At 34.5% G+C, this 26,837-nt stretch carries 21 protein-coding genes; 1 reads left to right on the forward strand and 20 read right to left on the reverse strand.

The window, feature by feature from the left end; translation table 11 throughout:
• Nucleotides 1-3: 3 nt before the first annotated feature.
• The 5 genes from Q9Q97_RS18100 to Q9Q97_RS18120 all read right to left on the reverse strand — a co-directional run bounded on the left by Q9Q97_RS18100 (nucleotide 4) and on the right by Q9Q97_RS18120 (nucleotide 5,906).
• Nucleotides 4-1,455: a TolC family protein gene (locus Q9Q97_RS18100; RefSeq protein WP_306159662.1), complete on the reverse strand. Its 1,452-nt coding sequence runs from the start codon at nucleotides 1,453-1,455 to the stop codon at nucleotides 4-6.
• Nucleotides 1,456-1,540: 85 nt separating this feature from the next.
• A complete protein-coding gene (locus Q9Q97_RS18105) occupies nucleotides 1,541-2,662 on the reverse strand; it encodes an efflux RND transporter periplasmic adaptor subunit (RefSeq protein ID WP_306159664.1) in 1,122 nt (373 codons plus the stop codon).
• A gap of 37 nt (nucleotides 2,663-2,699) precedes the next feature.
• Nucleotides 2,700-3,965: an ABC transporter permease gene (locus tag Q9Q97_RS18110; RefSeq protein WP_306159666.1), complete on the reverse strand. Its 1,266-nt coding sequence runs from the start codon at nucleotides 3,963-3,965 to the stop codon at nucleotides 2,700-2,702.
• Between the two features lie 2 nt (nucleotides 3,966-3,967).
• Entirely contained in the window at nucleotides 3,968-5,212 is a 1,245-nt protein-coding gene (locus Q9Q97_RS18115; protein ID WP_306159668.1) for an ABC transporter permease, read from the reverse strand.
• A complete protein-coding gene (locus Q9Q97_RS18120; protein WP_306159670.1) occupies nucleotides 5,205-5,906 on the reverse strand; it encodes an ABC transporter ATP-binding protein in 702 nt (233 codons plus the stop codon). Before Q9Q97_RS18120 ends, Q9Q97_RS18115 begins: the two co-directional genes overlap by 8 nt.
• Nucleotides 5,907-6,084: 178 nt before the next feature.
• Between Q9Q97_RS18120 and Q9Q97_RS18125 the strand changes: the two genes are divergently transcribed.
• On the forward strand, nucleotides 6,085-7,491 hold the full coding sequence (locus Q9Q97_RS18125) for a DUF4403 family protein (protein ID WP_306159672.1): 1,407 nt from the start codon (nucleotides 6,085-6,087) through the stop codon (nucleotides 7,489-7,491).
• A gap of 15 nt (nucleotides 7,492-7,506) precedes the next feature.
• Here the strand turns inward: Q9Q97_RS18125 and Q9Q97_RS18130 are convergent, their stop codons facing one another.
• From Q9Q97_RS18130 to Q9Q97_RS18200, 15 genes are all read right to left on the reverse strand, one after another.
• Nucleotides 7,507-7,719: a hypothetical protein gene (locus Q9Q97_RS18130; RefSeq protein WP_306159674.1), complete on the reverse strand. Its 213-nt coding sequence runs from the start codon at nucleotides 7,717-7,719 to the stop codon at nucleotides 7,507-7,509.
• Between the two features lie 37 nt (nucleotides 7,720-7,756).
• Entirely contained in the window at nucleotides 7,757-8,299 is a 543-nt protein-coding gene (locus tag Q9Q97_RS18135) for a DUF420 domain-containing protein (protein WP_306159676.1), read from the reverse strand.
• A 3-nt stretch (nucleotides 8,300-8,302) separates the two neighbouring features.
• Nucleotides 8,303-8,989 carry an SCO family protein gene (locus Q9Q97_RS18140; RefSeq protein ID WP_306159678.1) on the reverse strand — a complete coding sequence of 229 codons (687 nt, stop codon included), beginning with the start codon at nucleotides 8,987-8,989 and terminating at the stop codon, nucleotides 8,303-8,305.
• Between the two features lie 11 nt (nucleotides 8,990-9,000).
• A complete protein-coding gene (locus Q9Q97_RS18145; RefSeq protein WP_306159680.1) occupies nucleotides 9,001-9,642 on the reverse strand; it encodes a hypothetical protein in 642 nt (213 codons plus the stop codon).
• A 79-nt stretch (nucleotides 9,643-9,721) separates the two neighbouring features.
• The gene (locus Q9Q97_RS18150; RefSeq protein WP_306159682.1) at nucleotides 9,722-10,072 is read right to left on the reverse strand and encodes a cytochrome C oxidase subunit IV family protein; all 351 of its coding nucleotides are present in this window, start codon (nucleotides 10,070-10,072) and stop codon (nucleotides 9,722-9,724) included.
• An 18-nt stretch (nucleotides 10,073-10,090) separates the two neighbouring features.
• Entirely contained in the window at nucleotides 10,091-11,074 is a 984-nt protein-coding gene (locus tag Q9Q97_RS18155; RefSeq protein ID WP_095927908.1) for a cytochrome c oxidase subunit 3, read from the reverse strand.
• Nucleotides 11,075-11,116: 42 nt separating this feature from the next.
• Nucleotides 11,117-11,701: a cytochrome c oxidase subunit 3 gene (locus Q9Q97_RS18160; protein WP_306159684.1), complete on the reverse strand. Its 585-nt coding sequence runs from the start codon at nucleotides 11,699-11,701 to the stop codon at nucleotides 11,117-11,119.
• Nucleotides 11,702-11,703: 2 nt separating this feature from the next.
• The gene (gene cyoE / locus Q9Q97_RS18165) at nucleotides 11,704-12,606 is read right to left on the reverse strand and encodes a heme o synthase (RefSeq protein WP_306159685.1); all 903 of its coding nucleotides are present in this window, start codon (nucleotides 12,604-12,606) and stop codon (nucleotides 11,704-11,706) included.
• 157 nt (nucleotides 12,607-12,763) lie between these two features.
• A complete protein-coding gene (locus Q9Q97_RS18170) occupies nucleotides 12,764-14,887 on the reverse strand; it encodes an energy transducer TonB (RefSeq protein ID WP_306159686.1) in 2,124 nt (707 codons plus the stop codon).
• Between the two features lie 19 nt (nucleotides 14,888-14,906).
• Nucleotides 14,907-15,650 (reverse strand): deoxyribose-phosphate aldolase, encoded by a 744-nt coding sequence (gene deoC / locus Q9Q97_RS18175; protein WP_306159688.1) that lies wholly within the window; start codon nucleotides 15,648-15,650, stop codon nucleotides 14,907-14,909.
• Between the two features lie 112 nt (nucleotides 15,651-15,762).
• A complete protein-coding gene (locus tag Q9Q97_RS18180; RefSeq protein WP_306159690.1) occupies nucleotides 15,763-16,146 on the reverse strand; it encodes a VanZ family protein in 384 nt (127 codons plus the stop codon).
• Nucleotides 16,139-16,519 (reverse strand): glycine cleavage system protein GcvH, encoded by a 381-nt coding sequence (gene gcvH, locus Q9Q97_RS18185; protein WP_294782401.1) that lies wholly within the window; start codon nucleotides 16,517-16,519, stop codon nucleotides 16,139-16,141. The genes Q9Q97_RS18180 and gcvH overlap by 8 nt, the downstream gene beginning before the upstream one ends.
• Before the next feature lie 86 nt (nucleotides 16,520-16,605).
• On the reverse strand, nucleotides 16,606-23,805 hold the full coding sequence (sprA, locus tag Q9Q97_RS18190) for a cell surface protein SprA (RefSeq protein WP_306159692.1): 7,200 nt from the start codon (nucleotides 23,803-23,805) through the stop codon (nucleotides 16,606-16,608).
• 25 nt (nucleotides 23,806-23,830) lie between these two features.
• Nucleotides 23,831-24,412, reverse strand: a complete 582-nt coding sequence (gene ruvA / locus Q9Q97_RS18195) for a Holliday junction branch migration protein RuvA (protein WP_306159694.1) — start codon at nucleotides 24,410-24,412, stop codon at nucleotides 23,831-23,833.
• Between the two features lie 79 nt (nucleotides 24,413-24,491).
• Nucleotides 24,492-26,783, reverse strand: a complete 2,292-nt coding sequence (locus Q9Q97_RS18200; RefSeq protein WP_306159696.1) for an NADP-dependent malic enzyme — start codon at nucleotides 26,781-26,783, stop codon at nucleotides 24,492-24,494.
• Nucleotides 26,784-26,837: the final 54 nt, after the last annotated feature.

The raw sequence follows: 26,837 nt of genomic DNA on the forward strand, positions 1-26,837 counted from the left end.
AGATTATTTTGTAATAATTGGAACAATTGGAATTCCGAAATAAAACTCTAATATTTTAATTTTGAACATGTAATCGTACTTCGTTCTGATAACATCAGACTGCGCATTGGTCAATAATGTTTGAGCTTGTGTGAAATCGAATGAATTCATTAAACCAACATCATATTTTTCTTTTGCGTAATTGTAAGCCTGCTGTCTTGCTTCTAATGTTACTGTAGATGCTTCAAACGTATTTAAAGCCGCTTTAGCATCTGTAAAAGCTGTATAAACATTACGTTGCAAATCTAAACTTTTTTGCTCTAAATCTATTTTAGATTTTTCTAAACTTACTTTGTTACGTTCTACATTATTTCGTACTGAGAAACCATTGAAGATAGGCACTGAAAGCTGAAATCCGAAAGATTGTCCTTTATTATCTCTAAATTGGTCAAAAATTGGATCTGCTTTTCCTAAAACAGGCGTGAAATTATTCTGTAAAACTGCTTGATTAGTTCCTTCAACAAATCCAATCTGAGAAGTTGGATTTGCCGTATTTGGTGTTGACCCTGTTATAATATCAGAATAACTTGCTCTCGTATTAAAGTTGTAGAAAGCACTTAAGGTTGGCTGATACGCTCCTTTAGCGATAGCAACGTTTTTTTCTGCAATTTCCAGATTTGTCTGGGCTAGTTTTAACTCTGTTCTCGTTTCTTTAGCCTTATTATAGATTTCTACTGGTGTCTGTGCCAGTATATTGTTTTCATCTGCCACTTTAGTATCATCTACAACATCAAAATCTGCAAATTCTTTCAATTGTAAAAGCTGAGCTAAACTCAATTTAGAAATCAATAAATTATTTTCAGAGACTGCAATATTTTGTTTGTCTGTTGCAACAGTTGCTTTCAAATCGAATAAATCTCCACGCGGAATAGTTCCTGCATTTACCATTTCTTCAGAACGCGCAAATCGTTTTTCATCAATTATCAACTGTTCCTTTTTAACTTTTAAATCTTCTTTATTAGATAAAATCTGCAAAAAAGCGCTGGCAACATTTAAAGAAATATCTTCTTGCATTTTTAGCAGCTGATACTGAGAAGAAATGATGCTTAATTTTGCTCTCCTCATAGTATTTTGATTCTGCAAACCTTTATATATATCTACTCCAGCATTTAATCCTACAGAAGAATATTGTGTAGTTGAATTACGCAAAATACCTGTTGTAACATCCTGGTTCAAACCAATGTTCCAAGAGTGAGAAGCATTTCCGTTTACAGATGGAAGGTAATTTCCTAAAGCACCTCTTTTATCGATTTCAGCATTTTTTACATCTAATTCAGATAGTTTTACAGTGATATTATTTTCAAGAGCATATCTAACACACTCTTCTAAAGTCCATTGCTTTGATTGTGCCTGTCCAGTTAATCCGAAACCGAATAACATTGCAATAACCAGACTATTATATTTGTTTATTTTCATATACTTTTAATGAAGGCGCAGTAAACCGAACTACGCAAATTTAACATTTTTAAAACCAAAAAGGTCCTTAAACCTTCAAATTAGATTATTTTTTTTCTTTGTCTCCTTCGTTAATCAAGCCTTGATTCCAGATTTTAATTTTATCTGTATCATTTACACCGCTTTTAACTTGAACATAGATTCCGTCACTAACTCCAAGAACCAAATCTCTTCTTTGAAATTTCTGTGGAGCAGTTTCAACTTCTACATAAGGCTTTTGTGTTTTTTTGTCAAATTGAACCAGAGATTCTTTTATTGCCAGAACTTTTTCTGCTTTCTCCAAAATGATTGAAGCATTAGCACTTAAACCTGCTCTAATAAAAGTATCGCCTCTGTTAACCATTTGCGCTTTTATTTCAAATTGGATTGCACCATTTTCGGTAACTCCTTTTGGAGCAATATAATTTAAAACAGCATCAAACTTTTTATTTTCGATGGCACCAATTGTAATTTCAATCGGCATTTTTTCTTTAATTTTCCCAACCTCAGATTCATCAATTTTTCCAATAAAAATCATTCTTCCAACATCGGCAACACTTGCAATTGTTGTTCCTTCATTAAAATTATTACTTTCGATAACTTGGTTTCCTACTTTTACAGGAACATCTAGCACCATTCCGTTAACTGTAGAACGAATTAAAGTATTAGCATAGTTTCCTAAAGATGAAGTTGTTCCCGTTTTAACAATATCCAAACTTTGCTTTGCAGCCAAATAAGTTTGTTTCGCCTGATTATATGCTACTTGAGCCGCATCAAAATCATTTGCAGAAATTACATCTTTTTCAAACAATGTTTTCTGTCTCTTATAAAGCTTTTCTTGATTGTCTAAAGCAATTTTCGCTGTCGTCACTTGATTTTGTGTGCTGCTTACATTTGAAACATTTGCCACCACTCTAATTTTGGCAATCATATCACCAGCTTTGATTTTTTCTCCAGCTTTGATATACACTTCTTCAATAATACCTGAAATATTTGGCTTGATTAAAACCTCTTCGTCAGGCTGAATATTCCCCGTCGCAATAGTATTTTTTACGATGGTTTTAATTTCTGCTTTTTCCGTTTTAAATACAATCGGCGATTCTTGATTTTTAGCATACAAATAGTAAAGTGCGCCAAAAAAAACAACTGCAATAAATATTAAAATGGTTACGGTTACTCCTTTTTTCATTTGTTTTTGGTTTAATCGATTTATTTTGATTGATAATTTATTCTGATCTTAATGCATCTACAGGTTTAACACTAATAGCAGTCTGCGCCGGAATAAAACCTGCAAGCAGTCCTGAACCTACTAATATTAATAATGCCACAAATACAACTCTCAAATCTACGCTAGGATTCGCAAACATAGTGTCGCTTCCTGGCGGCATGGAATCTAATGCCATATTTAAAAGCGCTATAATCCCTGTTGCAACAGCAATACCGAGCATTCCTGAGATAATGGTTAAAAATATAGATTCTAATAATATTTGCCCTCTAATTGCCGCAGGAGTTGCTCCCAAAGCTCTTCTAATTCCGATTTCTTTTGTTCGTTCTTTCACTACAATCAGCATGATATTAGAAATCCCAATTACTCCCGAAATCAAAACTAATGTTCCAACAAAGTAAGCAATTACTTGCAGAATATTAAACAGACTTTGCACTTTATTAAATTGTTCGTACAGGTCAAAATTTCCTACGGCACGATCATCTGTAGGATTCACAGAATGCAGTGCTTTAATGATTTCTAATATTTTAGGTTTTAATTCCGTTATAGACGATTCATCATTTGCTGTCAGAGCCATCCATCCTACTTTATCGCCATAATTAAAGGCCTGCTGAAAAGTAGTAAACGGAATAAAAATATTTTTTTGATCCTGTTCTGCATTTCCACCTTGCTGTTTGGATTTATAAACTCCAACCACCATAAAGTTGATACCGTTAATTTTGATATAAGTCCCTACACATTCTTCTTCTTTACCATAAAGCTCGCTAATTACACCTTTACCAATTACAGCAACTTTTCTTCTTCCTTCAATATCCTGCTGATTTACAAAACGGCCTTTGATAATATCCATAGGCTGTTGTTTAATCAATTCTGGATAATCTCCATAAATGGTAAAAGCAGAAGTTTTGGTTCCTCTCACCACATTATTGGTTCCGTTAAAATCTCCCAGCTGATTTCTAGGAGAAACATACAATAAATCTGGAATCGCTTGCTTTAGTGCAGCCACATCGCTGTTTCTAAAATCATAACGTCGTGTTTTTGGCAAACCTTTGTACGCTTTTGATGTTGTCTGGCTCCACATAAACATGGTATTTGTCGCAATTCCGTCAAAACCTTTTTTCACACCGTTTTCCAGTCCTTTTCCGGCAGCAAGCAATATTACTAAAATGAATATTCCCCAAAATACCCCAAAAGCAGTTAGAACCGTTCTGAAGACGTTTGCTGTTAAAGCCTGTAATATTTCGTCCCAATTATCTTTACTAAACATAATTATTCGTCTCTAAGTGCTACAATAGGTTTAATTTTGGCTGCTCTGTAGGCTGGAAAAAATCCCGCCATAGCTCCCGCAAATACTAGCAGGATTAAAGTGGTTAAAGCCACACCGAAATCTACTTCTGGATTTCTGAAAAATTCGCTTTCTACCATCGGGCCAACAAATTCTAATAAAAGCAGACTTCCTAGCAAGCCCACAAAACCAGCAATTGTCGTAATAAAAATAGACTCGTGAAGGATCATCGAAATAATCGAAAAAGGTGAAGCTCCCAATGCTTTTCGGATACCGATTTCTTTGGTTCTTTCTTTTACAATAATAAGCATGATATTACTCACACCTACCACACCTGCAATAATGGTACAGATACCAACCCACCAGAAAAAGATTCTGATATATAAGTTCAAATCGTAAAATTGTTTGGCATCTTTAACAGAATTATAAACTCCCACACCTCCATCATCTTCAGGAGCCACCACATTTTTACTCTTTAATAAATCTTTTAAATCTTGCGTAAATTTTTCTGACTGCGCCAAAGCTTCATCATAATTGTCTGTCTTTTTTAAAGTAAAAAACAAGTTGCTGATCTTATCGCCTCCACCAAAAGTTTTCTGAACTGTAGTTAACGGCAAATAAGCACGAGTCTCTTCTCTTTCTCCTCCCGGATCTGTAAAGACTCCAACTACTTTAAAATTAATGTTGTTTATTAGAATTTCCTCTCCGATTGCATCCTTGTCTTTCAGCAGATCGTTTTTCAATTTCATTCCAATAACCGCCACTTTTGCATTACTTTCTATATCCTTAGCATTTACATAACGGCCTTGAACTATGGTTAAGTTTTCTATTCCACCATAATCTGGATTTACACCTCTAAACTGGTAACTTCCTGACTCTTTGCCGTAAGCAAAAGGCTGCCCCCAATAATTATTGGTTGAAGCTCTCAAATCTAATTTATCTTCAAATTTTTGTACCGATTGATTGTAATCGCTATTGCGAAATTGAATTTGTCTTCCTGGGTTTAATCCTTTGTATTCTTTAGTAGTGGTTCCAGACCAGACCTCAATGATTCCTGCGGCATCTCGTTCAAATTGTTTTTCAATTCCGTTTTGCAGACCTTTACCTGCACCGAGAAGAATTACCAAAATAAAAATTCCCGAAGCCACAGAAATTCCCGTTAAGAATGTTCTTAAACGGTTTTTAGAAATGGCCTCAAATATTTCCTGCCAGCGTTCAATATTAAACATAAGACGAAGCTCTAACTTGTTCTACTTTTTTATCATCGATAATTAATCCATCTTTTAGGACTACATTTCTTTTGCACATTGCAGCAATATCAGGTTCGTGTGTAACAATCAAAATTGTTTTTCCTTCATCATTAATTCCTTGAATCAATTCCATAACTTCATAAGAAGTTTTAGTATCCAAAGCTCCAGTCGGCTCATCGGCAAGCAATACTTTCGGGTTCGAAGCCAATGCTCTTGCAATAGCAACACGCTGTTTCTGACCTCCAGAAAGTTCATTTGGCAAGTGATGAACGTGAGTTCCTAAGCCCACTTTTTCCAAATATTTCATTGCTATCTCGTAACGTTCCTTTCTTTTTACACCTTGATAATACAATGGCATAGCAACATTGTCTAATGCAGTTTTGTAATTTATTAAGTTAAAAGACTGAAAAACAAAACCTAAAAATTTGTTACGATATTTTGAAGCAATTGTTTCATTTAATTTCTTAATTGGCGTTTTGTCTAAAATATAACTTCCAGAATCGGCTTCGTCCAAAATCCCTAAAATATTAAGAAGTGTCGACTTACCCGAACCCGATGAACCCATGATCGCAACTAATTCTCCTTCTTCTATATTAAAATTAATTCCTTTTAACACGTGTAATTCTGAACTTCCCATCTTATAGGATTTGTGTAAATCTTTAATTTCGATCATGGTATTGTTAAATTTTTTAGACAATAATAACATTTTTATTAAGTAATTTATGATAATAAAAAGTTAATAATTTTGTTACCTATTTTGTATTAGACTTGCTTTTTTACTTATTGTTACACTTTTTTAATAAAATATCATAGTTTTCGTAATTTTACCTTGTCTTAAAAATTCATACTAAATGAAGCTTACTTCTATAATTTCAATGTTTTCGGTGCTTGCCGTACTCACAAGCTGTTCTTCGACACAAAAATTAGAAACCTTAAAACCAGAACCAGATGATGCGAGTCCGCTAGTTTATGACAACAGTCCGTCGTTCATCAATCTTCCTATTACAATAAAATTAAATGACATTGAAAATCAGACCAATGCTTTTCTTAACGGATTAATTTATGAAGATACTAATATCGAAGACGACGATATTGAAATGAAAATCTGGAAACAAGCTCCGATCAAAATTCAAAATGATTCTGCTAATCCTGATAAACGAATTAAAACCATTTTGCCGCTTAAAGCGAATATCAAATACAGAATCGGCACAAAGAAATTAGGAGTCGAATTGTACGATGTGAGAGAATTTAATTTGAACGGAACTATTACTTTATCCAGCGAAACAGCTTTGACCAACTGGAAACTCAGTACAAAAACTGAATTTAAATCGATCGATTGGAGTGAAACACCGACTATGAACGTTTTTGGCAAAAACATGCCGATTACTTATTTAATAAATCCTGCGATTTCTATTTTTAAAAATAAACTAGAAAAGACAATAGACGAAGCAATAGAAAAATCAATGGATTTTAAACCGAATGTTCTTCAGGCGGTCGAAAAAATCTGCACGCCATTTCAAATGAGCGACACTTATGAAAGTTGGCTTCGCATTGTTCCTGTCGAAATTTATTCTACAAATGCCAAACTTAAAAACGATTCTTTCCTGTTAGATATGGGTATGAAATGCAATATGGAAACCATCGTTGGAAAACAGCCAGAATCTAAATACAATGCCAGTAAAATTGTTTTAAAACCTGTTGCCAAAATCCCAAATCAAATTTCTGCCAATATTGCCGCGATTTCGAGTTATGTTGATGCTTCTAAAATTATGACCAAGAATTTTGCAGGCCAAGAATTTGGCTCAGGAAGCAAAAAAGTAACGGTTAAAAATGTTTCAATTTGGCATAAAGACGGAAAAATGGTTATCGCATTAGATGTTTTAGGATCTATAAACGGAACGCTTTATTTAAATGGATTTCCTTCATACAACGCACAAACCAAAGAAATTTATTTCGAAAAACTAGATTACGTTTTAGACACCAAAAGCAAATTGATGCGAACAGCCAACTGGCTAGCTCAAGGATATGTTTTAAGAAAAATGGAAGAAAGCTGCCGTTATTCAATCCAGCCCAATCTGGAAGAAGGCAAAAAAAGCATGGCTTCTTATTTAAAGAATTACTCCCCAATGCCTGGTGTATTTGTAAACGGAAAAATGGAAGATATTCAGTTTGATAAAATTCAATTGACCAATCAAGCCATAATTGCATTCATCAAAATAAACGGGACGGTGAATGTTTCGGTAAACGGACTAAAGTAAAAAAAAGCTGTGTAATTACACCGCTTTTTTCTTTTTAGAATACATTCGATAAATCAAATATCCGATTATTAATACCAGTAAGTACGGAATTACCATTAAGTAAACAATTCCATCATTTACTGCTTCAGCCTTTTTAGTATTAGAATCTCCTCCTAAAGCCGCACGGCACATAGCGCATTGAGCATTTGCAGAAATTCCAATTAAGAAAATACAAATTCCAAAAAACATCTTTTGTAATTTGGAATTTGCCTTTTGAATTTTATTTTTAGTGTACATAATATGGCGAAATCATTAAGTAAACCACTACTCCCGTTACAGCCACATACAGCCAAAGCGGAAAAGTGATTTTAGCTATTTTTCTGTGTCTATCAAAACGCTGTGCAAGCGCTCTTACATACGTGATTAAAACAAGAGGAATAATAGCAATTGACAATAAAATATGTGTTACAAGAATAAAGAAATAGATATAACGTATAGCACCTTCTCCACCAAACTTCGTAGAATCTGAAGTCATGTGATACGCAACATACATTACCAAAAATGCAACAGACAATGCAATAGCCAAAGTCATTAATCGCTCGTGAAGTTTTTGTTTTCCATTCTTTATAGCCAAAACAGCCACAACCAAAACTACAGCTGTAAAACCGTTAATTGTAGCATAAATTGGAGGCAACATTGATAATGGCTCAACATTATAACCGAAATCTTTAAGTTTAACTCCAAACAAAATTGCCACAACAACCGGAATTACAATTGAAACCGCAATAATGAATTTATTATATTTTTTTTCTAAGGTATTATCTTCCATTTTTTATTCTTCTAATAAATTTTTAATGTCTTGCTGAATATCTCTTACTCCTTTTTTATCTAAACCATCATAATAGATACTCGGATTTCCAAATTCGTCTTTTCTACAACGAATATTCCCGTCTTTATCAATAAGAGCAAAAAGACCAGAATGCTCAAATCCGCCGCTTACTTTATCATTTTCTCCAGCGTATAGATTAAATCCTTTATTTGACAAATCCATAATTACGTTTCTGTCTCCAGTCAAGAAATTCCAGTTAGAAGATTTAACCCCAAGCAATTTTGCATGATCTTTTAAAACCTGAGGTGTATCATGTTTTGGATCGATTGTAATAGAAACAATTCCAAAATTCGGATTTCCAAAAAAAGTCTTTTCAATCTCCAACATACTCATGTTCATCTTTGGACAAATAGACGGACAAGTTGTAAAGAAGAATTCTAAAACATATACCTTTCCTTTATAGGTTTCATTTGAAATTTTGACATTATCCTGATTCGTCAATTCGAATTTTGGAGCCGGTCCAATTGTCAAAAGTTTAGCTTCTTTTGAAGATTTGGCTCCCACATTATCCAAACGGTTTCCTTTTACAACGTCACCGTTTTTAACTCGATCAACAATTTTAGGAATGGCGTAAATCCCAAAAATCAGAATGATAAAAGAGATTCCTATATATGATTTGTTTTTAAACATTATAAATGATTTTAAAGTTGCTTTGTAGCGTTGTGATTCTTCTTTAAAGCTGCGCGGTATTCGTATAAAATGATTTTGAAGTCATCCAGCATTTCATTACTCAACTCAGACGGGTGAAAGGTGTCATATCCCTCTTTATAATCTTTTTGTTCTTTTCTTCCTCTAAGATTTCTTTCTTTATCGATAATGTAAACATTAGAAGTTCCAAGATTTTCATTTAATTTACCTTTCAAATGCAATCCATCATAAAACTTCTGGATTTCTTCTTTTGAAGCAAATACGAAATTCCAATTTTTAACATCCGTAAAAGGAGATAAAGCATCAACTATTTTTTGAGCTTCTTTTTCAGTTCCTATCGGACACAGAACCACAAACTGAAGATCTTCGAATCCGTTATAACGTTTATAGATCTTTTCATTTAGATTAAAATAATTCCCTCTATTTTCCAGAATATTTGTGCCGGCAAAACCTAATACGGTAATCTTTTTATCTAGGGAGATTTTTTTTCCATTTAATGAATTCCAATCTCCAAAATCAGGCACTTTAGATGTTATTACAGGAAGAGTTGTAAAACTATTTACGCCAGAAGCAAAAAACAAATATGCTACAATTGGCAACACAAAAAGTACAAAGAGAACTATATTTTTTTTCATTGTAGTAACGGAAAGTTATTGAGGTACAAAAATAAAAAAATCCCGATGTTATCGGGACTCTTTTCGAATTAATATCATGTTAAAAATTCCATTTAATAGTAGAATCTTTAAAAACCCCATAAATATAATGTCCTTCTGTTAACAGAATAAACAATAAATATAAAACTAGGAAGATAACAGGAGAAACTACAGACCATCTAAGGCTGCTTTTTTCACCTTCCATGTGCATAAATGCCCATACAATATAATAAGCTTTGAAAATTGTTAGGATATAGAAAATCCAGTTTAACAAATTCAAACCAACAAAATGTGTAAATTCTAATGACGCAGGTTTGTAGATACCTAAGATAACTTCAACCGTAGTTACTAATGAAAGTAATCCGAAAACAAACCAGATTCTTTTTGTATTTGATACGTGCTCGTGTGACATAATAATTAAATTCTAAAATTAAACTAGGTAGAAAACTGTAAATACAAATACCCAAACTAAATCTACGAAGTGCCAGTATAATCCAACTTTTTCAACCATTTCGTAGCTTCTTCTCTTCTCGTAAGTACCTAATAATACATTAAAGAAAATAATGATATTGATAATAACTCCAGAGAATACGTGGAATCCGTGGAAACCTGTAATAAAGAAGAAGAAATCAGCAAATAATTTATTACCGTACTCGTTTCTGATCAAGTTAGCACCTTCTACAACATATTTAGCAGTTGCTAAATGTTTTTCAGACTCTTCTCTTGATAAGATTGTCTTTTTCTTTTTATCTGTAAGTTTTTCTGTTCTGATTAAAACTTCTGGATGAGCTTTAAATCCTGCTTGAACTTCAGCAACTGTGTAAGTTGGTAAAGATTGTGCATCTTCCATAAACCAAGTTGAATGGCTTCTTGTTAAAGCTTCTCTTTGTTCTGGCAATTTAACAGCAAAATCAGCTAAAGCTACTCTTTTACCATCTTTATCCACAAACTGAAGTAAACTTCCTCCAGCTGTTTCAACTGCACCGTACTCACCTTTAATGAAGTTTTTCCATTCCCAAGCTTGAGAACCAACGAAAATTAAACCTCCAATAATAGTTAAGAACATATAAACTGCAACTTTTGTCTTTTTCAATTGGTGACCTGCATCAACAGCTAGTACCATTGTTACAGAAGAAAAGATCAAAATAAAAGTCATTAAAGCTACATAATACATTGGAGCCGCAACACCATGCATAAATGGGAAGTGAGTGAACACTTCATCAGCCAAAGGCCAAGTTTCAATAAATTTGAATCTAGAAAAACCATAAGCTCCTAGAAATCCAGAGAATGTTAAGGCATCTGATACGATAAAAAACCACATCATCATTTTACCATAACTTGCTCCTAAAGGCTCATTGTGACCGCCTCCCCAAGTTTTTTCGTCGTTGTTTGCAGTAGTAACTGTCGCTCCCATAAAAGATATTCGTTAAAAAGTTCCCAAATTTACGTTTTTTTCTTATTTAAAGAAATATAAAAATAAAAATAAATATACCCATAATAAATCCAAAAAGTGCCAATACATCGCACCTAGCTCTATGCCAAGAGTTTGAGTCGAATTGTATTTTTGTTTAAAATGATTATAAATTATAATTAAAAGTGAAATTAATCCGCCAGCTAAGTGCAACAAGTGTGTAACTGTTACCACATAAAGAAAAGTTGTAGTAATTGAACTACCTTCTCCTGTAAAGTAATACCCTTCTGCAACGATTTGTCCAAATCCTTGAAATTGCAATACCACAAATAAAATCCCTAAAGCCAAAGTTCCAAGAAGCAAGCCTGTAACTGCGCTTCTATTGTCTTTCTGAATGGCTTTTTTTGCCAGATGAAAAGTAACACTGCAGGCAATAATTACTGCTGTACTCCAATAGAAAGCCGAAGGAAGCTCAAAATTCTTCAACCAGTCTGCTCTTGATTTACTTACTACAAATGCACTTGTTAAACCAGCAAACATCATGGTCATACTAACCATCGCGAAAAGCAGAATCAGTTTTGCTGATTTTGACTTTCTTACTTGCTCTTGTGTTTTCAATATCATTTCCATAACTATCTTAAAAATTTATCTACTATAAATACAATTTGTAAAAGCGAAATATAAGAAACGCTCACTAACATTAATGTTCTCGCTGCTTTTGCGGTTCTTAGCTTATATAGACGAACTGCATAAAAAAGCATCCAAATCCCTAATAGAAACACTAAAACGGCTGCAATTGGAGAAATAAATAATTGGCCTGTAAAACCTAATACTGGTAATAACGACGCTATTATAAGCCAAATTGTATACAATATGATTTGTAACGCAGTTCCTTTATCTTTTTTGCCTGTCGGAAGCATAAAAATTCCTGCTTTCTCATAGTCTTCATACAAAAACCATCCGATTGACCAAAAATGTGGAAACTGCCAAAAAAATTGAATTAAAAATAAAGTTCCCGCTTCAATGCCAAATTCGCCAGTTGCTGCTACCCAGCCCAGCATAAACGGAATTGCCCCAGGAAAAGCTCCAACAAAAACAGATAATGATGTAACTGTTTTTAAAGGTGTATAAACGCTTGTATATAAAAATATAGAAATTGCAGCAAACATTGCCGACTTAGCATTTATTGTATAAAGAAGCGCAATACCAATTATAGTAAGTAGACTTGCTACTAATAAAGCCACTTTAGGTGACATACGTCCAGAGGGAACCGGACGGTTTTTGGTACGATCCATTAAAGAATCGATATCTTTTTCGATTACCTGATTAAAAGCATTTGAAGCTCCAACCATGCAATAGCCTCCAATTGACAAAACCAAAAGAACACTCCATTTAAAAGGATGATCAGCATCTACTCCTAATAAATATCCAGCAATAGACGAAAACAATACACTAATCGCCAGACCAGCTTTAGTAATCTCTTTAAAATCTAGAAATATTGATTTGATTGATAATGTATTTTTTGCAGCGTTCAATACCGTTGTATTTTGTGTATTTTTTTTGAGTGGTGCAAATGTACAAATTAGATTGTAGAATATAATCCTATAAAATTAGATTTTTTTCAATAAACCCTTTACAAATTAAGATCTCAGCATTCTTTAACACTATTATTTCGAAAAATCTTATTAAAAACTAGTAATCAAAATACCAATTAAAAATATCTGAACGTAATCCGATACTAAACCAAGTCGTACTTTGCTTAAAAGTTGTTGCTGTTTCTTGTGTTGGGTCAAAATTTCTGTAGATTAAACTTCCAAATAGCTTCAAATTTGTCATCGGATTAATTAAATATCCTCCTTGAATGTCTGCAATAAAAACACTGGTTTTGTTTCCTTGTCCAATTTTCACACCTGTATCATACGGACGGTTCACATCATAACTTTTATAAATATTTCCTCCATAGTTATAAGAGTCCTCTGCTGTGTCAAAATCTAAACCTCGCGTTCCCATTGTCAGCTTTGCATCGGCAAGCCAACGCCCTTTGTGGTATCTTGCAATAGCAATAAGCTCTTGGAAGTTTCCGCCCCACTGGTGCCCAACACTCTGATTATTATGTCCGTAATTTGTAATAACAGCACTGTGCGAGTATACATAAGGACGCACGCTATTCAATTCGACCTGTACTAAAAGATCTTTTACGTTAAACGCATTGAAATATTTTGCTCCAAGCTGAAATCCAAATTTATTCTTCCAGCTTTTATTTCCTGCTCCAACATCAGAAACAGAAAATTCATCAATCAAGAATTGCGAATAAAAATTTATGCTATTATTCCATTTGTATTTACCTGTAATTCCTAAAAGAGCATTTCCGCTTCTAGACGAAGAACCAAACTCTACCGCTCTGTAAAAAATAATCGGATTCACAAAATTAGCATCAAAACCTCTGTTGTTCGTGTTTGTCCAAACTACAGATTCGAAAAAGCCTAAATTCAATCTATTAGAAACATTCCAGCTCAAATAATGGTTAGCCATAAATTTTGTGGCGTAGGTTCTTTCGGCAGTTACTTCTGGACGAACGTCTTTCATCCACATATAGGTATTAGTATACTTAATTTTCCAAAATTTGGTATTCAATTTAAAATACGGATACGGACTTGCTCCATCGCTTTCTAATAAAGAACGGTAACCATCACCAATAAAATTTCGGCCATAACCCAATTGAAAATCAAAGATTTTACCAGGAGCAAACGTAATATTAGCGTCAGCCAAAGGAAAATCGTAAGCATCTGTTTTGAATCTTTTGGCAATTCCAACTCCTGGAATTATCGCTGGATTTCCTCCAGACGGCTTGATAGATTCTGCATAATCGTTAAAATATCCTGCAAATCTTCCCTGACTTTCAAAAAATGTAGTCGTAAAGTTGATCTGCTTTCCTAAACCTCCTCTAAAGTTTAACGCTCTAGTATTCACGTAAGTGTAAGATGCATCAATATCTGAAGCTTTTCCTAATTGTAAATCTACAATCGGATTTAAAGCAAACCAATAATCTTCTCCTTGTATCTGCACTAGATTTTCATTCCACCATTTTCTGCCCAGCCAAGTCGAAGCTTTTTTCTGCAATGACTCGTTAACTGCTCTTAAATTATAATATTTGGAAACCTCAGCATACGTGTAAGGCTTAGATGCCGTGTGGTTATTTATCCCCACTTGATTCATTTCAGCATCAAACTGGGAGTAATAACTATGAGAAAATGGGATATTTAAATGACTTTCAAATTCTGGATTATTGTATTTTTTATACACAATGCTATCCAATTCGGTCATTGGTTTTTCAACAGGTTTTAAAATTTCTGCCGCCGCCAAAGCTTCAGCCTCAAGCTGTGCTGCGCTTTTTAGCGGAATATCAATAGAAATAGTATATTTAGAATACGTCGGTTTTCCGTTATAAGTTGAAGGTTTTATTTTTGGAAATTGTCCAAATACCCTTTTTGCTTCTTCAGACAACTCTTCGGTTTCTGCAGAAACATAAATTACTTTAAATTCTCCTTCAGCATTTACTTCAAAAAGCAATTTTACCGCTCCCTTATAATTGTTTTCTTTTAATTTTTGAGGAACTTGAAAATTTGCAAACACAAAATCCTGAACCTCTTTATAAAAACAGTTTTCTAATTTTTTGCCTTCTAAATTTTCGCAGTTAGGAAAAACGGGAAACATTTCTGCTGTAAAACCGGGCTGGACTGAAGAATTGCCCTTTTGCTGAGCAGAAACAATGAAGAATGAAAAGGTTAAAACAAGGGGCAAAAAAAACTTATTCACTTAAGATTTGGGTATTTATTTAATATTGATTTGGGGAAATTTCTCCGTTTGCAATTGCTTTTGCGGCCGAAGTACCGATGCGTTTTACTCCTAAACGAATCATTTCTGCTGCTTCTTCAAATGAACGGACTCCGCCGGCTGCTTTTACAGAAAGTGGCGAAGCATTTTCGAGCATCATAATTATAGACGGAACTGTTGCTCCATTTGGGACATTATCATCTGTTTTATAAAAACCTGTAGAAGATTTTACATAAACAAATTCAAAATCATCTTCTTTAAAATTAGATACTACAACATGTTTTATTAAAGCAGATATCTGAATAATTTCTTTATCTGTTAGGGCCGCAACTTCAATAATCCATTTTACTGTTTTATCATTTGCCAAGCCTATTTGGGTTCCAATTAAGATTTCCTGCTTTACTAAATCGAGGTCACCATTCTTGAATGCTTCGTAGTTGCAAACAAAATCCAAATCGTCGGCTCCATTTGCAATAGCCTCATTTGCTTCTTTAATTTTGCTTTCAAGACTTGACTTCCCTTCTGGAAAATCGATTACAGTTCCTACTAATAAAACAGAATTGGCCTCAACAATCATTTTTTTTGCCAAAGCAACATATTCTGGCCGAATCATGATCAGTTTAAAGCCTTCTTGAATAGCTTCGGCAATTGCATTCTTGACCACAATAGTATTTTCTGCTTCCGAAAGTCCAGCTTGCGATGCAGTTTTTAAATACGTCGAATCTAAATATTGCTTTACATTCATTTTGTTTGAAGTTGCAGAAAACCAGCACAAAAGTACATTTTATATTGATAAAATAAAGCTTTTTAACGGCTTGATTTTCTTGTAATAAAAAACCCACCGAAGTGGGTTTCAATTATATTTTATCGATTTGCTTTTTAAATCCTATTGCAGAAAAAACTGCTACAAAGGCTCCAAGCGCATTTGCTAGAATATCTGTAACATCTGCAGTTCGCGTTACTGTCAGAGCATTTTGGAGAATTTCGATTGTAATTCCAAAAAAAACAGAAAATATAAACGAAATCAGATACGCTTTATAATCATCTGCATCTTTTCCTTTTAATTCTTTTTTGAAAAACAAAATCCAAGAAATTGTAAATCCAAAATGAAAACAGAAATGTACAATTTTATCAATGCTTGGAAAACTAACCGCTGGTATATTACTAGAATCTGTCAGGCAAAAATAAGCAATGATTCCAGAGCAGATAATTGCCCAAATTAATAAGAGTTGTTTAGGCACCGATTAATTCTTTATAAGCTTCATCAGACAATAAAGAATCGATTTCTGATGCATCAGCAATTTTTATTTTAATCATCCATCCAGCTCCATAAGGATCAGAATTTACAGTTTCAGGAGCACTTTCTAAATCTTCATTAAAAGCAATGATCTCACCTGTTAATGGTAAAAATAAATCAGAAACTGTTTTTACAGCCTCAACAGTTCCAAAAACTTCATCTTTTGAAAGTGTCTGATCTAAAGTTTCTACCTCAACATACACGATATCTCCTAACTCTTTTTGTGCAAAATGAGTAATTCCTACAGTCGCAACATCTCCTTCGATGCTAACCCATTCGTGATCTTTTGTGTACTTTAAATTTGCTGGTATGCTCATAATCGTTGTGTTTGAAAATTGATTGTTTAAAATTATAGCCACAAATGTAATAATCTTCTAATGAAATCCAGTTTAGAAACTAAAAATTAATTTCCGAAATTATAACGAAGCGTGAAACCTGATCTGATATTCGTTAAAGGGAAAGAAGTCGAAATAACTGCTTTCGAGAACGAATGATCGTAATAGAATATGGCTGTCAAGTTTTTACTGAAAGCATAATCGGCTGTTAATTTTAAAGTCCAGATATTCTGTCCTGCTGCCAGCTGATTATTATCGTAATCTAAATATCGAACCAACGTTTCATTATTTCTATATGAAAAATCAGCTTTTATGTTAATATCACTTTTAATAATTCCAGTTGGATTATCTGCCAATCTTGACGAAATAATTACGTCTTTAAAACGATATCCTACTCCCACAACATATTCTACTCCTCTAACTTCTGTCAATAAATTATTATCAAAGCTCATAGACAGTGCACGGTCTTTTTTAACCTCTGTTAATAAACGGAATGAATTTTTCAGCTCAAAATCAACTCGAAGAAGCGGACTAAACTGCTCTACTAAGTTAACGTTAGACATAATCGTTTTATTAAAGAAGTTCGTGTTTACGTCCTGTCCTAACGGATTTTCTAAATAATCAAAATTAGACCTAAACTGACTGATCGTGTAAGAAGCTCTATAATTATGCTGTAATGAAAAACGTCTAAAATGATCTTTGAAATACTTATAACGCATTAAACCATTATATTTTACATTCCAGTTTGGAATAGGGAAACTTCTAAAAATACTTGTTGAACTGCTTGAAGCATTTGCTCCCGTATACGCTGCCATGAAAGAAGGCAACAACACTGCTTGATTGCTTTTTGAGAAACCAATAGGATAACCTTCGTTGGCTACATAAATTTTATAATTTGGATCTGTCTCAGCTGGAATCGGATTTTCTGCATCTCCATATCTCGGAATTGGTCCTCCTCCATAATGCTGTTCAGCCAAACGGTTTGCGATAACCAGACGGTTACTTCTGAAATCATCAAATGCTGACGATACCGTTTCTGTACTTGTTGAAAAAGCCGTCTTAATCAATACTGTTGAAATAGAAAACATTCCGTAAGTATATGGCGACAATGGTATATACTCACCTGTACTCTGGTCTACACTATATTGTTCTGATGAATTTTCAGAGTACGCTCTATCCATAGCCAAATCAATTTTCAAGTCAGGCAATAAATCGACATTTGCTGTTACTTTTAAAAGCTTGTTGCTTACTTGCGTAAAGTTTTGGTTAAAGTTCTGATAACTGGTCAGCCATCCGTTTTTAGCAGCTTCAAAACGCACATCGTCCTGACTACCGAAAACGAATCCTAACGAAGGTTTAGACGTACCAAAGAATCCTACTCCAGGAATATAACCCGGTAAAACTGTACCACTGTTTTTTGTGTAGTTAATCTGAACATTTTTAACGCTCGTTAAAACTCCAATCAAACCATCATAAAAAGGATTACTGCTTGTAACTGGTTTAGCTGTATTTACAATTTTCTCTCCCGGTTTTGGCGGTGCTGCTGGTTTTGCTTTTGCAGGTTTTCCACCCGGAACGAGACCTAAATATTTATACAGCGTATTCATATTTAATGTCGTCGAAAGTGTATTCGAATTGGCATTTTGAACCGTATTTCCTAAATCCCAAGACACTCCACTTTCATCAACGTATTGAGAAAGTGCCGTTGAAGACCTCTGCCAGTTGTAATCTGCCGTATACGAATAAGTAGCCTTTACAAAACTAAAGATTGGAATTTTATTAATTGGAATATCATAGTTTAAAACCAATTGCTGTAAATGCTGATTTGGTATACCAATATCAAAATAATCATCCCAAATATTAAAGTCTTCTTTAGGCGTGTTATCGTCGTTCAAAAAGTTTCTTACGATATTGTTAGACGCTGCCGTATAATTTAATTTTAATGATTTTGTTAAATTAAATCCGAAACCATATTGATAATTAAATGCAAAGTTTCTTCTGTAAAGCGGATCAAGACCAATACCCTCAACATCAACTTGTCTGTATTGCTGGCGGTTGCTTTGTCTTAAAATGTTAGTGTTAAACGAAACATTCGAAGGAAGATAATTGATATTAAAATCACTCAACAGCTTCCAATAATCACTTGTTTTCATGAATTTGGTCTGCTTAAATGGCACTACTTCTTTCGGCTGGAAAGTATACGCATAATTAACAGAAGTATTAGATTGTTCATCGTCATAGCTCTCCACTTCATAATCGTGTCGCTCTACCTGATTGTACGATTGAGAGAATGTAAAGTTTTCTACATCATAAACATGCGGCTTTTGTTCTGGTGCTCTATCTTTTCTTACGCCAATAAAGTTGATGCTTTTACGCTTTGTATAATCTACCGCACGCGTTCTAATATTATCTTTTTCTGCTGGATCTGTAGTTTCTGCTATTAATTGATCCAATTTAATATCCTGATTAAACGGATCGTATTCTGGCGTAATAACTTCTTCGCCAATTGCATAATTGAATGGCAGATTAATACCCCATTTTGGAGGAAGCAGTTTTCCTAAATTAATATTAGTTACAATGTTGTACTGCTGAATATCTTCACGATCTCTTTCGTTGGCTCCTTGTTCTAAAGAACCAAAACCAATTGTACTCTTTTTACCAGAGGCAGACAATGTCATCAAATCGGCCATATTGGTATCAACATTTAACAATGCCGCCATACCGCCTTTGTTTTCTAAATCTGACATACGAAGTTCGTTAAACCAAACCTCTCCCATAATATCTTTATGGTTTGCGGCACTTTTTACTCCGACCATTAAATTTCGAACTAAACCAAAATTCGGATTTCCTTTAATACCTAAAGTCAATTTGCCATCCTGGTCACCCCCTTCTACATCAGGATCTCGGTCTGGATAATAAATACCGTTTATATCTCTTTTTGGTGAGTTTATATCGATATTCATTCCCAAAATTTTCATTCTTGTCAGTAATGACAAAACTAAATCAATATTATTTTCTTCTAGCCATACCTGATCTGCACTAATTGTACAAGATCCGCCCGTTCTTGTTACTTTTAACGGAATCTCTACTTGATAGAAGTTTTGTGTAAAGTCATTACCAAAACGAATAAATCCAATCATCTCATCATCTAAAAGTGGCATTTCATTAGGAAGTGATTCTGCGTGAAGGAACATTTTCAGTTTTTTGTATTGACGCATATCAACACTTACATTTTTGAAAACCGCTCTAGAATCTTGATATTCTAATCCATTACCACCAATTCGTACTGCTAAAGACTGCTCATTTTGGTTAATAATTGTATTGTTATTGTAAAGTTGTTCTCTTTGAACGCCTGGTGGAATAACATAATTTACAGGACATTTTGTACCGTTTTCTTGAATATTTACGGCTGCAACATCAAATTGAGTTCCGTCATTATCTGGATCCGTATCATTTGCATCTAATGTTCCAGTATATTTTCTCCACTCTCCTCTTACTAAATCTAAAGCTCCAAAACGAACTGTCATTTGATCATTAAATCCTGTCATGAACATACGCATGAAACGGATTGATCTAAAATCGCTAATATTTCCGATAGTATTTTGAGGTTTTGAAACAGGAATTTTAAACTGAATCCATCTTGCATTGGTTGAACCTCCATTAGGAAGTTCTACATTTTGAACTTCTCTAATATCTGTAATATAATTTTCTCCAACCTGCATACCTGGTCTTACATCAATACTATATTCATAATAGGCATTGATTGTACTCATGGTATTATCACGATTGATGTCCTCAACATCTGGAAGCGTTGTAGAACCTCGATTTGGATCGTCTACACTTACAGCAGAGTTTCCTTCTGTTCCATTGTATTTTTTATAACGATTTAAAACCCCTCCATCTGTATTTAAGAAATACTTATAATTATCTGCTGCAGGATCTTCTTCGCCGGCATAGTTCGTATAAATTGATCCTTCTTTTGCATCTGGCAAACCATCTAAACCAACGTCCTGATTTTTACGATTGTCTGCATTGGTATCAAACGCATAAATTAAGGATTGAGATGCTGGCACGTCTCCCCAAATTGGCTGCGGATTTACCATTATCTGATCTGGCCCTAAACCATTTTCATATTGTTTTCTTCCGTCTTTCAGAACGTCTTCCGAAACTTCTCCTAAATTGAAATAAATTTTTCCGCTATTCGTTCCTGGAGCTTGCCCATTACCTACATAAGGATCTAGTACCCAGAACTGAATGTATTCAACATTTCCTTGCTCAAAGTTCGTAGAGTTCAGCGCACGCATAATTCCACCAAAATTAGATGAAGGACTGCTGGCTCCAAAATTAGGATTATTGTTATAAGGCCCTCTATCTGATGGATAATAGGTTAAATCCAGTGTATTAATAACCTGAATCTGACCTTGCGCAATATCTGTATTTGGATAAAGCTCTCTACTGTAAATTCTTCTCGTTGTATTTAAAGATAAATCATCGTTTGAAATCCCAGATGGTTTTGAAGTGTAGAAAATTGGATCAATAGTATACCATGCCAACTTAGCACGTTTGAAGCCATATTCTAATGTATTTGAACTGGCATTGAAAGTATTGTCTGTAGCAGAAGTGATAAACGGTGTTGAAGCCAAACTCCAAGCATAAGCCGATCTCATATCGATCGTAGTCTGAGTACCTTCAAAGTCATCGATATAAATAGTAGCTTCACCTTCAAAATCACTTGCTTTTGGAGCATCTGGTTTTAAAAATGCTACTTCTCCACGAATCGAAAGATTAGAAGGAACATCTGTATCAATATTCGGCAATTTATTGGCTAACCTTGTTAAGAATGGAACTTCTGTTGCATAATTTCCGTTGAAACCAAAAATAGTATTATTTACCGATTCTTGTCCATAACTTGATTTTTGAGTAAAAGGACGTTCTGTCATTTTTAAGAAAGTACCACCTACAACAAATTTTTCAGAAATTTTATGCTCAACATTGAATCCCATAAATCTTCTTGTCTGCTGACCAAAGATTGAATTATTCTCCAACGAAACTTCAATTGGAGTATTAGAAGCCTGAAGTGAAGGATCTAATATCTGTACTCTTCCTAATTGGTAATCTACACTATAATCGATACCTTCTACTAAAACTCTTCCTGCGGCTGTTACCACAACAGATCCCTGCGGCACGTTGAATGCACCGATTGGAATACCGTTACTTCCTGAAGATTTATATTTTCCTCTTAATAAGAATTTGTTTTTATCACTATCCTGTAATGCACCGGCCTGAGTATTTCTATACATGTTTCTAAATACATATTTCCTCTGATTCGGGTTATAGGTAGTTGGATCATTATAGCTTTCACCAGAATTGGTGTTTAATTTTCTAAACAAAAGTTCTCCAAAAGGCTCTTTTGTTGTAAAAATAATTCGAGCATTCTGCACATCAACAGTTACTCCAGGAACATAATCAAAGAATCCATCTCCACCAGTTTGCGGGTCATTATTGTAATTTAAACGGTCTAGATTAAATACATTTAATAATGGTGTTTGTTCTACTTTATCGTCTGGTGCAGGATTTGGCGGAAAAGTACTTCCTTGCACTGGCGTAATATAATTTATTGGCGAAGGATCGGTATAAAGAATGTTAAGTCTGAAATCTTCTTGTTTGATTTGATACGCTTGTGGAATTTGGTACACGTTTTTCATCATCAAATTCCAAACTGGATTTTGCACATTTGTTAAACTGCTTTTCAGCATTTTCAAAACCAAACTCTGTGTTACAATGGCCTGATTGGCATTGTTGTTTCCTGTAACTACAGTAGCATCTACACCATCACTTCCGAACTCTCCGACTTGGTATGTTTGTCCACCAACCGTATACTCAAACGCAACGGCTAAAATTTCGTCATTAGCCAAACGCTGTTGCAACGAGATATAACCTAACTGCGGATTAAAAGTAAACTCGTTTGTCGTTAATTTTCTAGCATTTTCTAGAACAGAGTAATCTGTACCTTCATTTACGTTGGTATTATTAAATCCAGATTTTGCTGTTACAATTTCTCTAATATTAGAATTTAAATAACTTCCAGCTCTTCCAATTGTCGCTGGATCGTATTTGTTATTGGTATTATCAGTTGGAGAATCGATCGGTTTGTTAAAGAAGCCTGTTGGATCTGTAATAACCACAACTTCGTTATCTGGCACACCAGAAACCTGCCCTTCTCCTAAATCCTGAAGCGCAATAATATTTCTTAAGTTATTATTTGATGTTGTAACTCTATTCTGTTTATTGGTTACCCAAACTTCAATCCTTGTCACTTGTACACGGCTGTCAATTAATGGATAATTTCGAAGAGAAGCATCGTATTTATTTCTAAAGTATTGCGATAAGAAGAAATGTCGGTCATTATCGTAATCTAATGCAAACAAATCGAAGTTCTGTACTGTTCCTCCACCTTCTGCGACTATACTTTTGGTTTGAGACTTCTGTTCTGAGAAAACTCCAGTAACTGTAGTCTTTCCAAATTGCAGCTGCGCTTTGACCCCAAATAAACTTTGTGCACCTCGAATCAAGGTACTATTTAAAGGCATGCTTACGTTACCCACCTCAACTTTCTGAACAATATCATCTTCTGAAGGCGTGTAAGCTAGTTTAAATAAATTCTGAAAAGCAAATGTAGATTGCGTATCGTAATTGGCGTTTACTTCTAAACGTGTTCCAATTTTTCCCATTAAACTCATACTGATTCTCTGATCGAAATCAAAAGTCAAGCTGGATCTGTTTCTTGGTGAAAATGATGGATTGTCTTGTTTGGTGTAGCGCATTCCCAAGTCCATCTCAACTGACCCTGTGGGCTTTACATCTATTGTATTACTACCAAAAATACTTTCGAATAAGCTAGAATTGATATAATATCTTGGCAATAAATCTTTTTTGGCTGCTTCTGCGCCGGCTTTTTTACCGTCAATGGCATCCATTTTTTGTCTAAAATAATTCCTTCTGGATTCTTTTAGGACTAGATCTTCGTATTCTCGCGGAGTTAAAATTAAAGGGTAATTGATAGAGAAACCATCAACTGAATTGGTGTAAATATAACGATCGGTAATAGGATCGTATCTATAGGCAGAGAGTACGCTTGGAGGATCTTCAAGCTCTATTTTACCTACAGAAAACTGAGTTTTAGTTGTATCTTGTGCTGCCGGTGTGACCTGTGCCCGCAAAACATTACCGCAGAGTAATACCAGCAACAAAATACAAATTTTACGCATAGAATTCTTTTATATAAAATGAAATTTATAAGCTTTTTAAAGCCTTTTTGATAATTGTTTCAACAGTAGCTTCAGGATCTTCTTTTACGATTTTTTCCACTACTTTTTCAGAAGCTTTTCGGACAAAACCTAACACTTCTAGAGCAGATAACGCTTCATCTCGGTTTCTATTGTTTTGAACAGCAAAAACTTCATCTATATCGTACAATTTAACAACTTTTTCCTTTAAATCAAGTATAACCCTTTGTGCTGTTTTGTTCCCAATCCCTTTGATAGACTGGATTACACCAACATCTCCAGATGCAATGGCATTTATAATTTGCTTTGGTTCAATTGACGAAAGCATTGTTCTTGCGATTCCAGCTCCGATTCCTGAAACAGAAAGCAGCATTCTAAAAATTTCACGTTCCGATTTCTCGGCAAAACCGTATAAAGTATGCGCATCTTCTTTAATTTGAAGATGCGTATACAATTTTATATTTTCAGAATTTGGAATTAAAGAGAAGGTATGCAGTGATATATTTACCTGATAACCAACTCCTCCACAATCAATTACAACTTCTGTAGGATTCTTTTCTACTAATCTTCCCTGCAAATGTGCTATCATAGATCTAATTTATTAGTATCAAATATAACAAAAATGCCATAAAACTACGACAAATTTGTTCAATCCTTGTTAAGAACGTTTATTGTGTTATTTTATTCTTTTTAATTTCTTTTTCCTGTGCATCAATTACAGCAATTGCCGCCATATTGACCATTTCTTCAACGCTTGCACCCAATTGGAAAATGTGAACTGGTTTACCCATACCCATCATAATTGGCCCAATTGAATTCACTTTGTACAATTCTTTTAACAATTTGTACGTGATATTTGCTGATTCTAAATTAGGGAAAACTAATGTATTTACTTTTTTTCCTGCTAATTTAGAGAATGGGAATTTCTCTTGAAGCAATTCTGGATTCAATGCAAAATCTGCTTGAATTTCTCCGTCAACAATCATTTCTGGATGATTTTTATGCAGATAAGCTACTGCTTCTCTAACTTTTGAAGCGCTCTCGCTTGTTGAAGAACCAAAGTTTGAGAATGAAACCATTGCAATAACAGGCTCAACACCAAACATTTTAGCCGTCTTAGCCGTCATAATGGCAATATTAACAAGGTCTTGAGCAGACGGATTAATATTGATTGCCGTGTCTGACAAGAACATTGGTCCGCGAGACGTAAGCATCATGTTAGTAGTTGCAATTAAAGATGCATTCTGTGCTTTTGGAATCAATTGCATCATTGGTTTTACAACCGAAGGATAACTTCTTGAATGTCCTGTAACGACCGCATCAGCTTCTCCTTCATTCACCATCATTGCAGCAAAATAGTTTCTTTCGCGCATGAATTTTTCAGCATCCAATTTAGAAACGCCTCTTCTTCCTCTTGTCTCCCAGAATGATTTTGCAAACTTATCACGTCTTGCGGCTTCCTCATCCGTTTTTGGGTCGATAATTTCTAGATCGGCATCAAAACCAAGTTCTTTTTTCAAATCTAAAATTGCTTCTTTATTTCCAAGTAAGATTGGGAATCCGATTCCGTCTTCGTACACAATTTGAGCTGCTTTTAAAACATTCAACTGATCTGCTTCTGCGAAAACAACACGCTTAGGATTTACTTTAGCGCGGTTGGTAATCAAACGCACCATTTTATTGTCGTTACCCATACGTTCCATAAGCTTTTCTTCATAAGCTGCCCAGTCTGTAATAGGATTTTTTGCCACTCCAGATTCCATTGCTGCTTTTGCAACCGCAGGAGCTACAACAGTGATCAATCTAGGATCGAATGGTTTAGGAATGATATATTCTTGACCAAAACCAAGTTTTGTTGCACCATAAGCTACGTTTACTTGCTCTGGAACTGGTTCTTTTGCCAAAATAGCTAAAGCTTTTACAGCCGCCATTTTCATTTCTTCGTTGATTTTTGTCGCTCTTACGTCTAGCGCACCTCTAAAAATGTAAGGAAACCCTAATACGTTATTTACCTGATTAGGAAAATCTGAACGTCCTGTCGCCATAATAACGTCTTTTCTCGTTTCTACGGCTAAATTATAATCGATTTCCGGGTTTGGATTTGCCATTGCAAAAACAATCGGATTTTCTTTCATAGTTAATAACATTTCTGGTGAAAGAATATCACCAGAAGATAGTCCGATGAAAACATCAGCGTCTTTTACTGCTTCTGCCAACGAAATTTTTGCTCCGTCGATAGCGTATTTTAACTGTAAATCTGAAAGTGCAGGATTATCTTTTGTTAAAAGACCTTTACTATTGAACATTAAAATGTTCTCTACTTTTACTCCTAAAGAAACGTATAAATCGGTACAAGCGATTGCAGCCGAACCTGCTCCTGAAACAACCATTTTTACATCTTCCGCTTTTTTCCCAGCCAATTCAAGCGCATTGATTAAAGCTGCAGAAGAAATAATTGCCGTTCCGTGCTGATCGTCGTGCATTACCGGAATATCCAATTCTTCAATAAGTCTTCTTTCTATTTCAAAAGATTCTGGAGCTTTGATATCTTCTAAATTGATTCCTCCAAAAGTTGGAGCAATATTTTTTACAGTCTGAATAAATTCTTCTACATTTTTAGTATCGATTTCGATATCAAAAACATCAATATCAGAGAATATTTTAAACAATAAACCTTTTCCTTCCATTACTGGTTTTCCTGCTTCTGGACCAATATCTCCAAGTCCTAAAACAGCTGTACCGTTTGAAATTACGGCTACTAAATTTCCTTTTGCTGTATATTTATAAACGTCTTCTACGTTTTCTGCAATTGCTAAACATGGCTCTGCAACTCCTGGCGAATAGGCCAATGATAAGTCTCTCTGGGTTGCGTATTTTTTTGTTGGAACTACCTGAATTTTTCCTGGAGTTGGCTCTGCGTGGTACAGTAACGCTTCTCTTTTTTTACTCTCTTTGTTCATTTTTTTAGCTTTTATTCTAGCTTACAAAGATATAAGTCTTGTTTTAAAATGGCG

Origin of the sequence: Flavobacterium sp. DG2-3, assembly GCF_030730925.1 — a bacterium.
Lineage (GTDB): Bacteria > Bacteroidota > Bacteroidia > Flavobacteriales > Flavobacteriaceae > Flavobacterium.

Bases quoted from the DNA above. Each gene is read 5' to 3' on its own strand.
- Q9Q97_RS18100 (WP_306159662.1), bottom strand. From the start codon at position 1,455: ATGAAAATAAACAAATATAATAGTCTGGTTATTGCAATGTTATTCGGT.
- Q9Q97_RS18105 (WP_306159664.1), bottom strand. From the start codon at position 2,662: ATGAAAAAAGGAGTAACCGTAACCATTTTAATATTTATTGCAGTTGTT.
- Q9Q97_RS18110 (WP_306159666.1), bottom strand. From the start codon at position 3,965: ATGTTTAGTAAAGATAATTGGGACGAAATATTACAGGCTTTAACAGCA.
- Q9Q97_RS18115 (WP_306159668.1), bottom strand. From the start codon at position 5,212: ATGTTTAATATTGAACGCTGGCAGGAAATATTTGAGGCCATTTCTAAA.
- Q9Q97_RS18120 (WP_306159670.1), bottom strand. From the start codon at position 5,906: ATGATCGAAATTAAAGATTTACACAAATCCTATAAGATGGGAAGTTCA.
- Q9Q97_RS18125 (WP_306159672.1), top strand. From the start codon at position 6,085: ATGAAGCTTACTTCTATAATTTCAATGTTTTCGGTGCTTGCCGTACTC.
- Q9Q97_RS18130 (WP_306159674.1), bottom strand. From the start codon at position 7,719: ATGTTTTTTGGAATTTGTATTTTCTTAATTGGAATTTCTGCAAATGCT.
- Q9Q97_RS18135 (WP_306159676.1), bottom strand. From the start codon at position 8,299: ATGGAAGATAATACCTTAGAAAAAAAATATAATAAATTCATTATTGCG.
- Q9Q97_RS18140 (WP_306159678.1), bottom strand. From the start codon at position 8,989: ATGTTTAAAAACAAATCATATATAGGAATCTCTTTTATCATTCTGATT.
- Q9Q97_RS18145 (WP_306159680.1), bottom strand. From the start codon at position 9,642: ATGAAAAAAAATATAGTTCTCTTTGTACTTTTTGTGTTGCCAATTGTA.
- Q9Q97_RS18150 (WP_306159682.1), bottom strand. From the start codon at position 10,072: ATGTCACACGAGCACGTATCAAATACAAAAAGAATCTGGTTTGTTTTC.
- Q9Q97_RS18155 (WP_095927908.1), bottom strand. From the start codon at position 11,074: ATGGGAGCGACAGTTACTACTGCAAACAACGACGAAAAAACTTGGGGA.
- Q9Q97_RS18160 (WP_306159684.1), bottom strand. From the start codon at position 11,701: ATGGAAATGATATTGAAAACACAAGAGCAAGTAAGAAAGTCAAAATCA.
- deoC (WP_306159688.1), bottom strand. From the start codon at position 15,650: ATGAATGTAAAGCAATATTTAGATTCGACGTATTTAAAAACTGCATCG.
- gcvH (WP_294782401.1), bottom strand. From the start codon at position 16,519: ATGAGCATACCAGCAAATTTAAAGTACACAAAAGATCACGAATGGGTT.
- sprA (WP_306159692.1), bottom strand. From the start codon at position 23,805: ATGCGTAAAATTTGTATTTTGTTGCTGGTATTACTCTGCGGTAATGTT.
- ruvA (WP_306159694.1), bottom strand. From the start codon at position 24,412: ATGATAGCACATTTGCAGGGAAGATTAGTAGAAAAGAATCCTACAGAA.
- Q9Q97_RS18200 (WP_306159696.1), bottom strand. From the start codon at position 26,783: ATGAACAAAGAGAGTAAAAAAAGAGAAGCGTTACTGTACCACGCAGAG.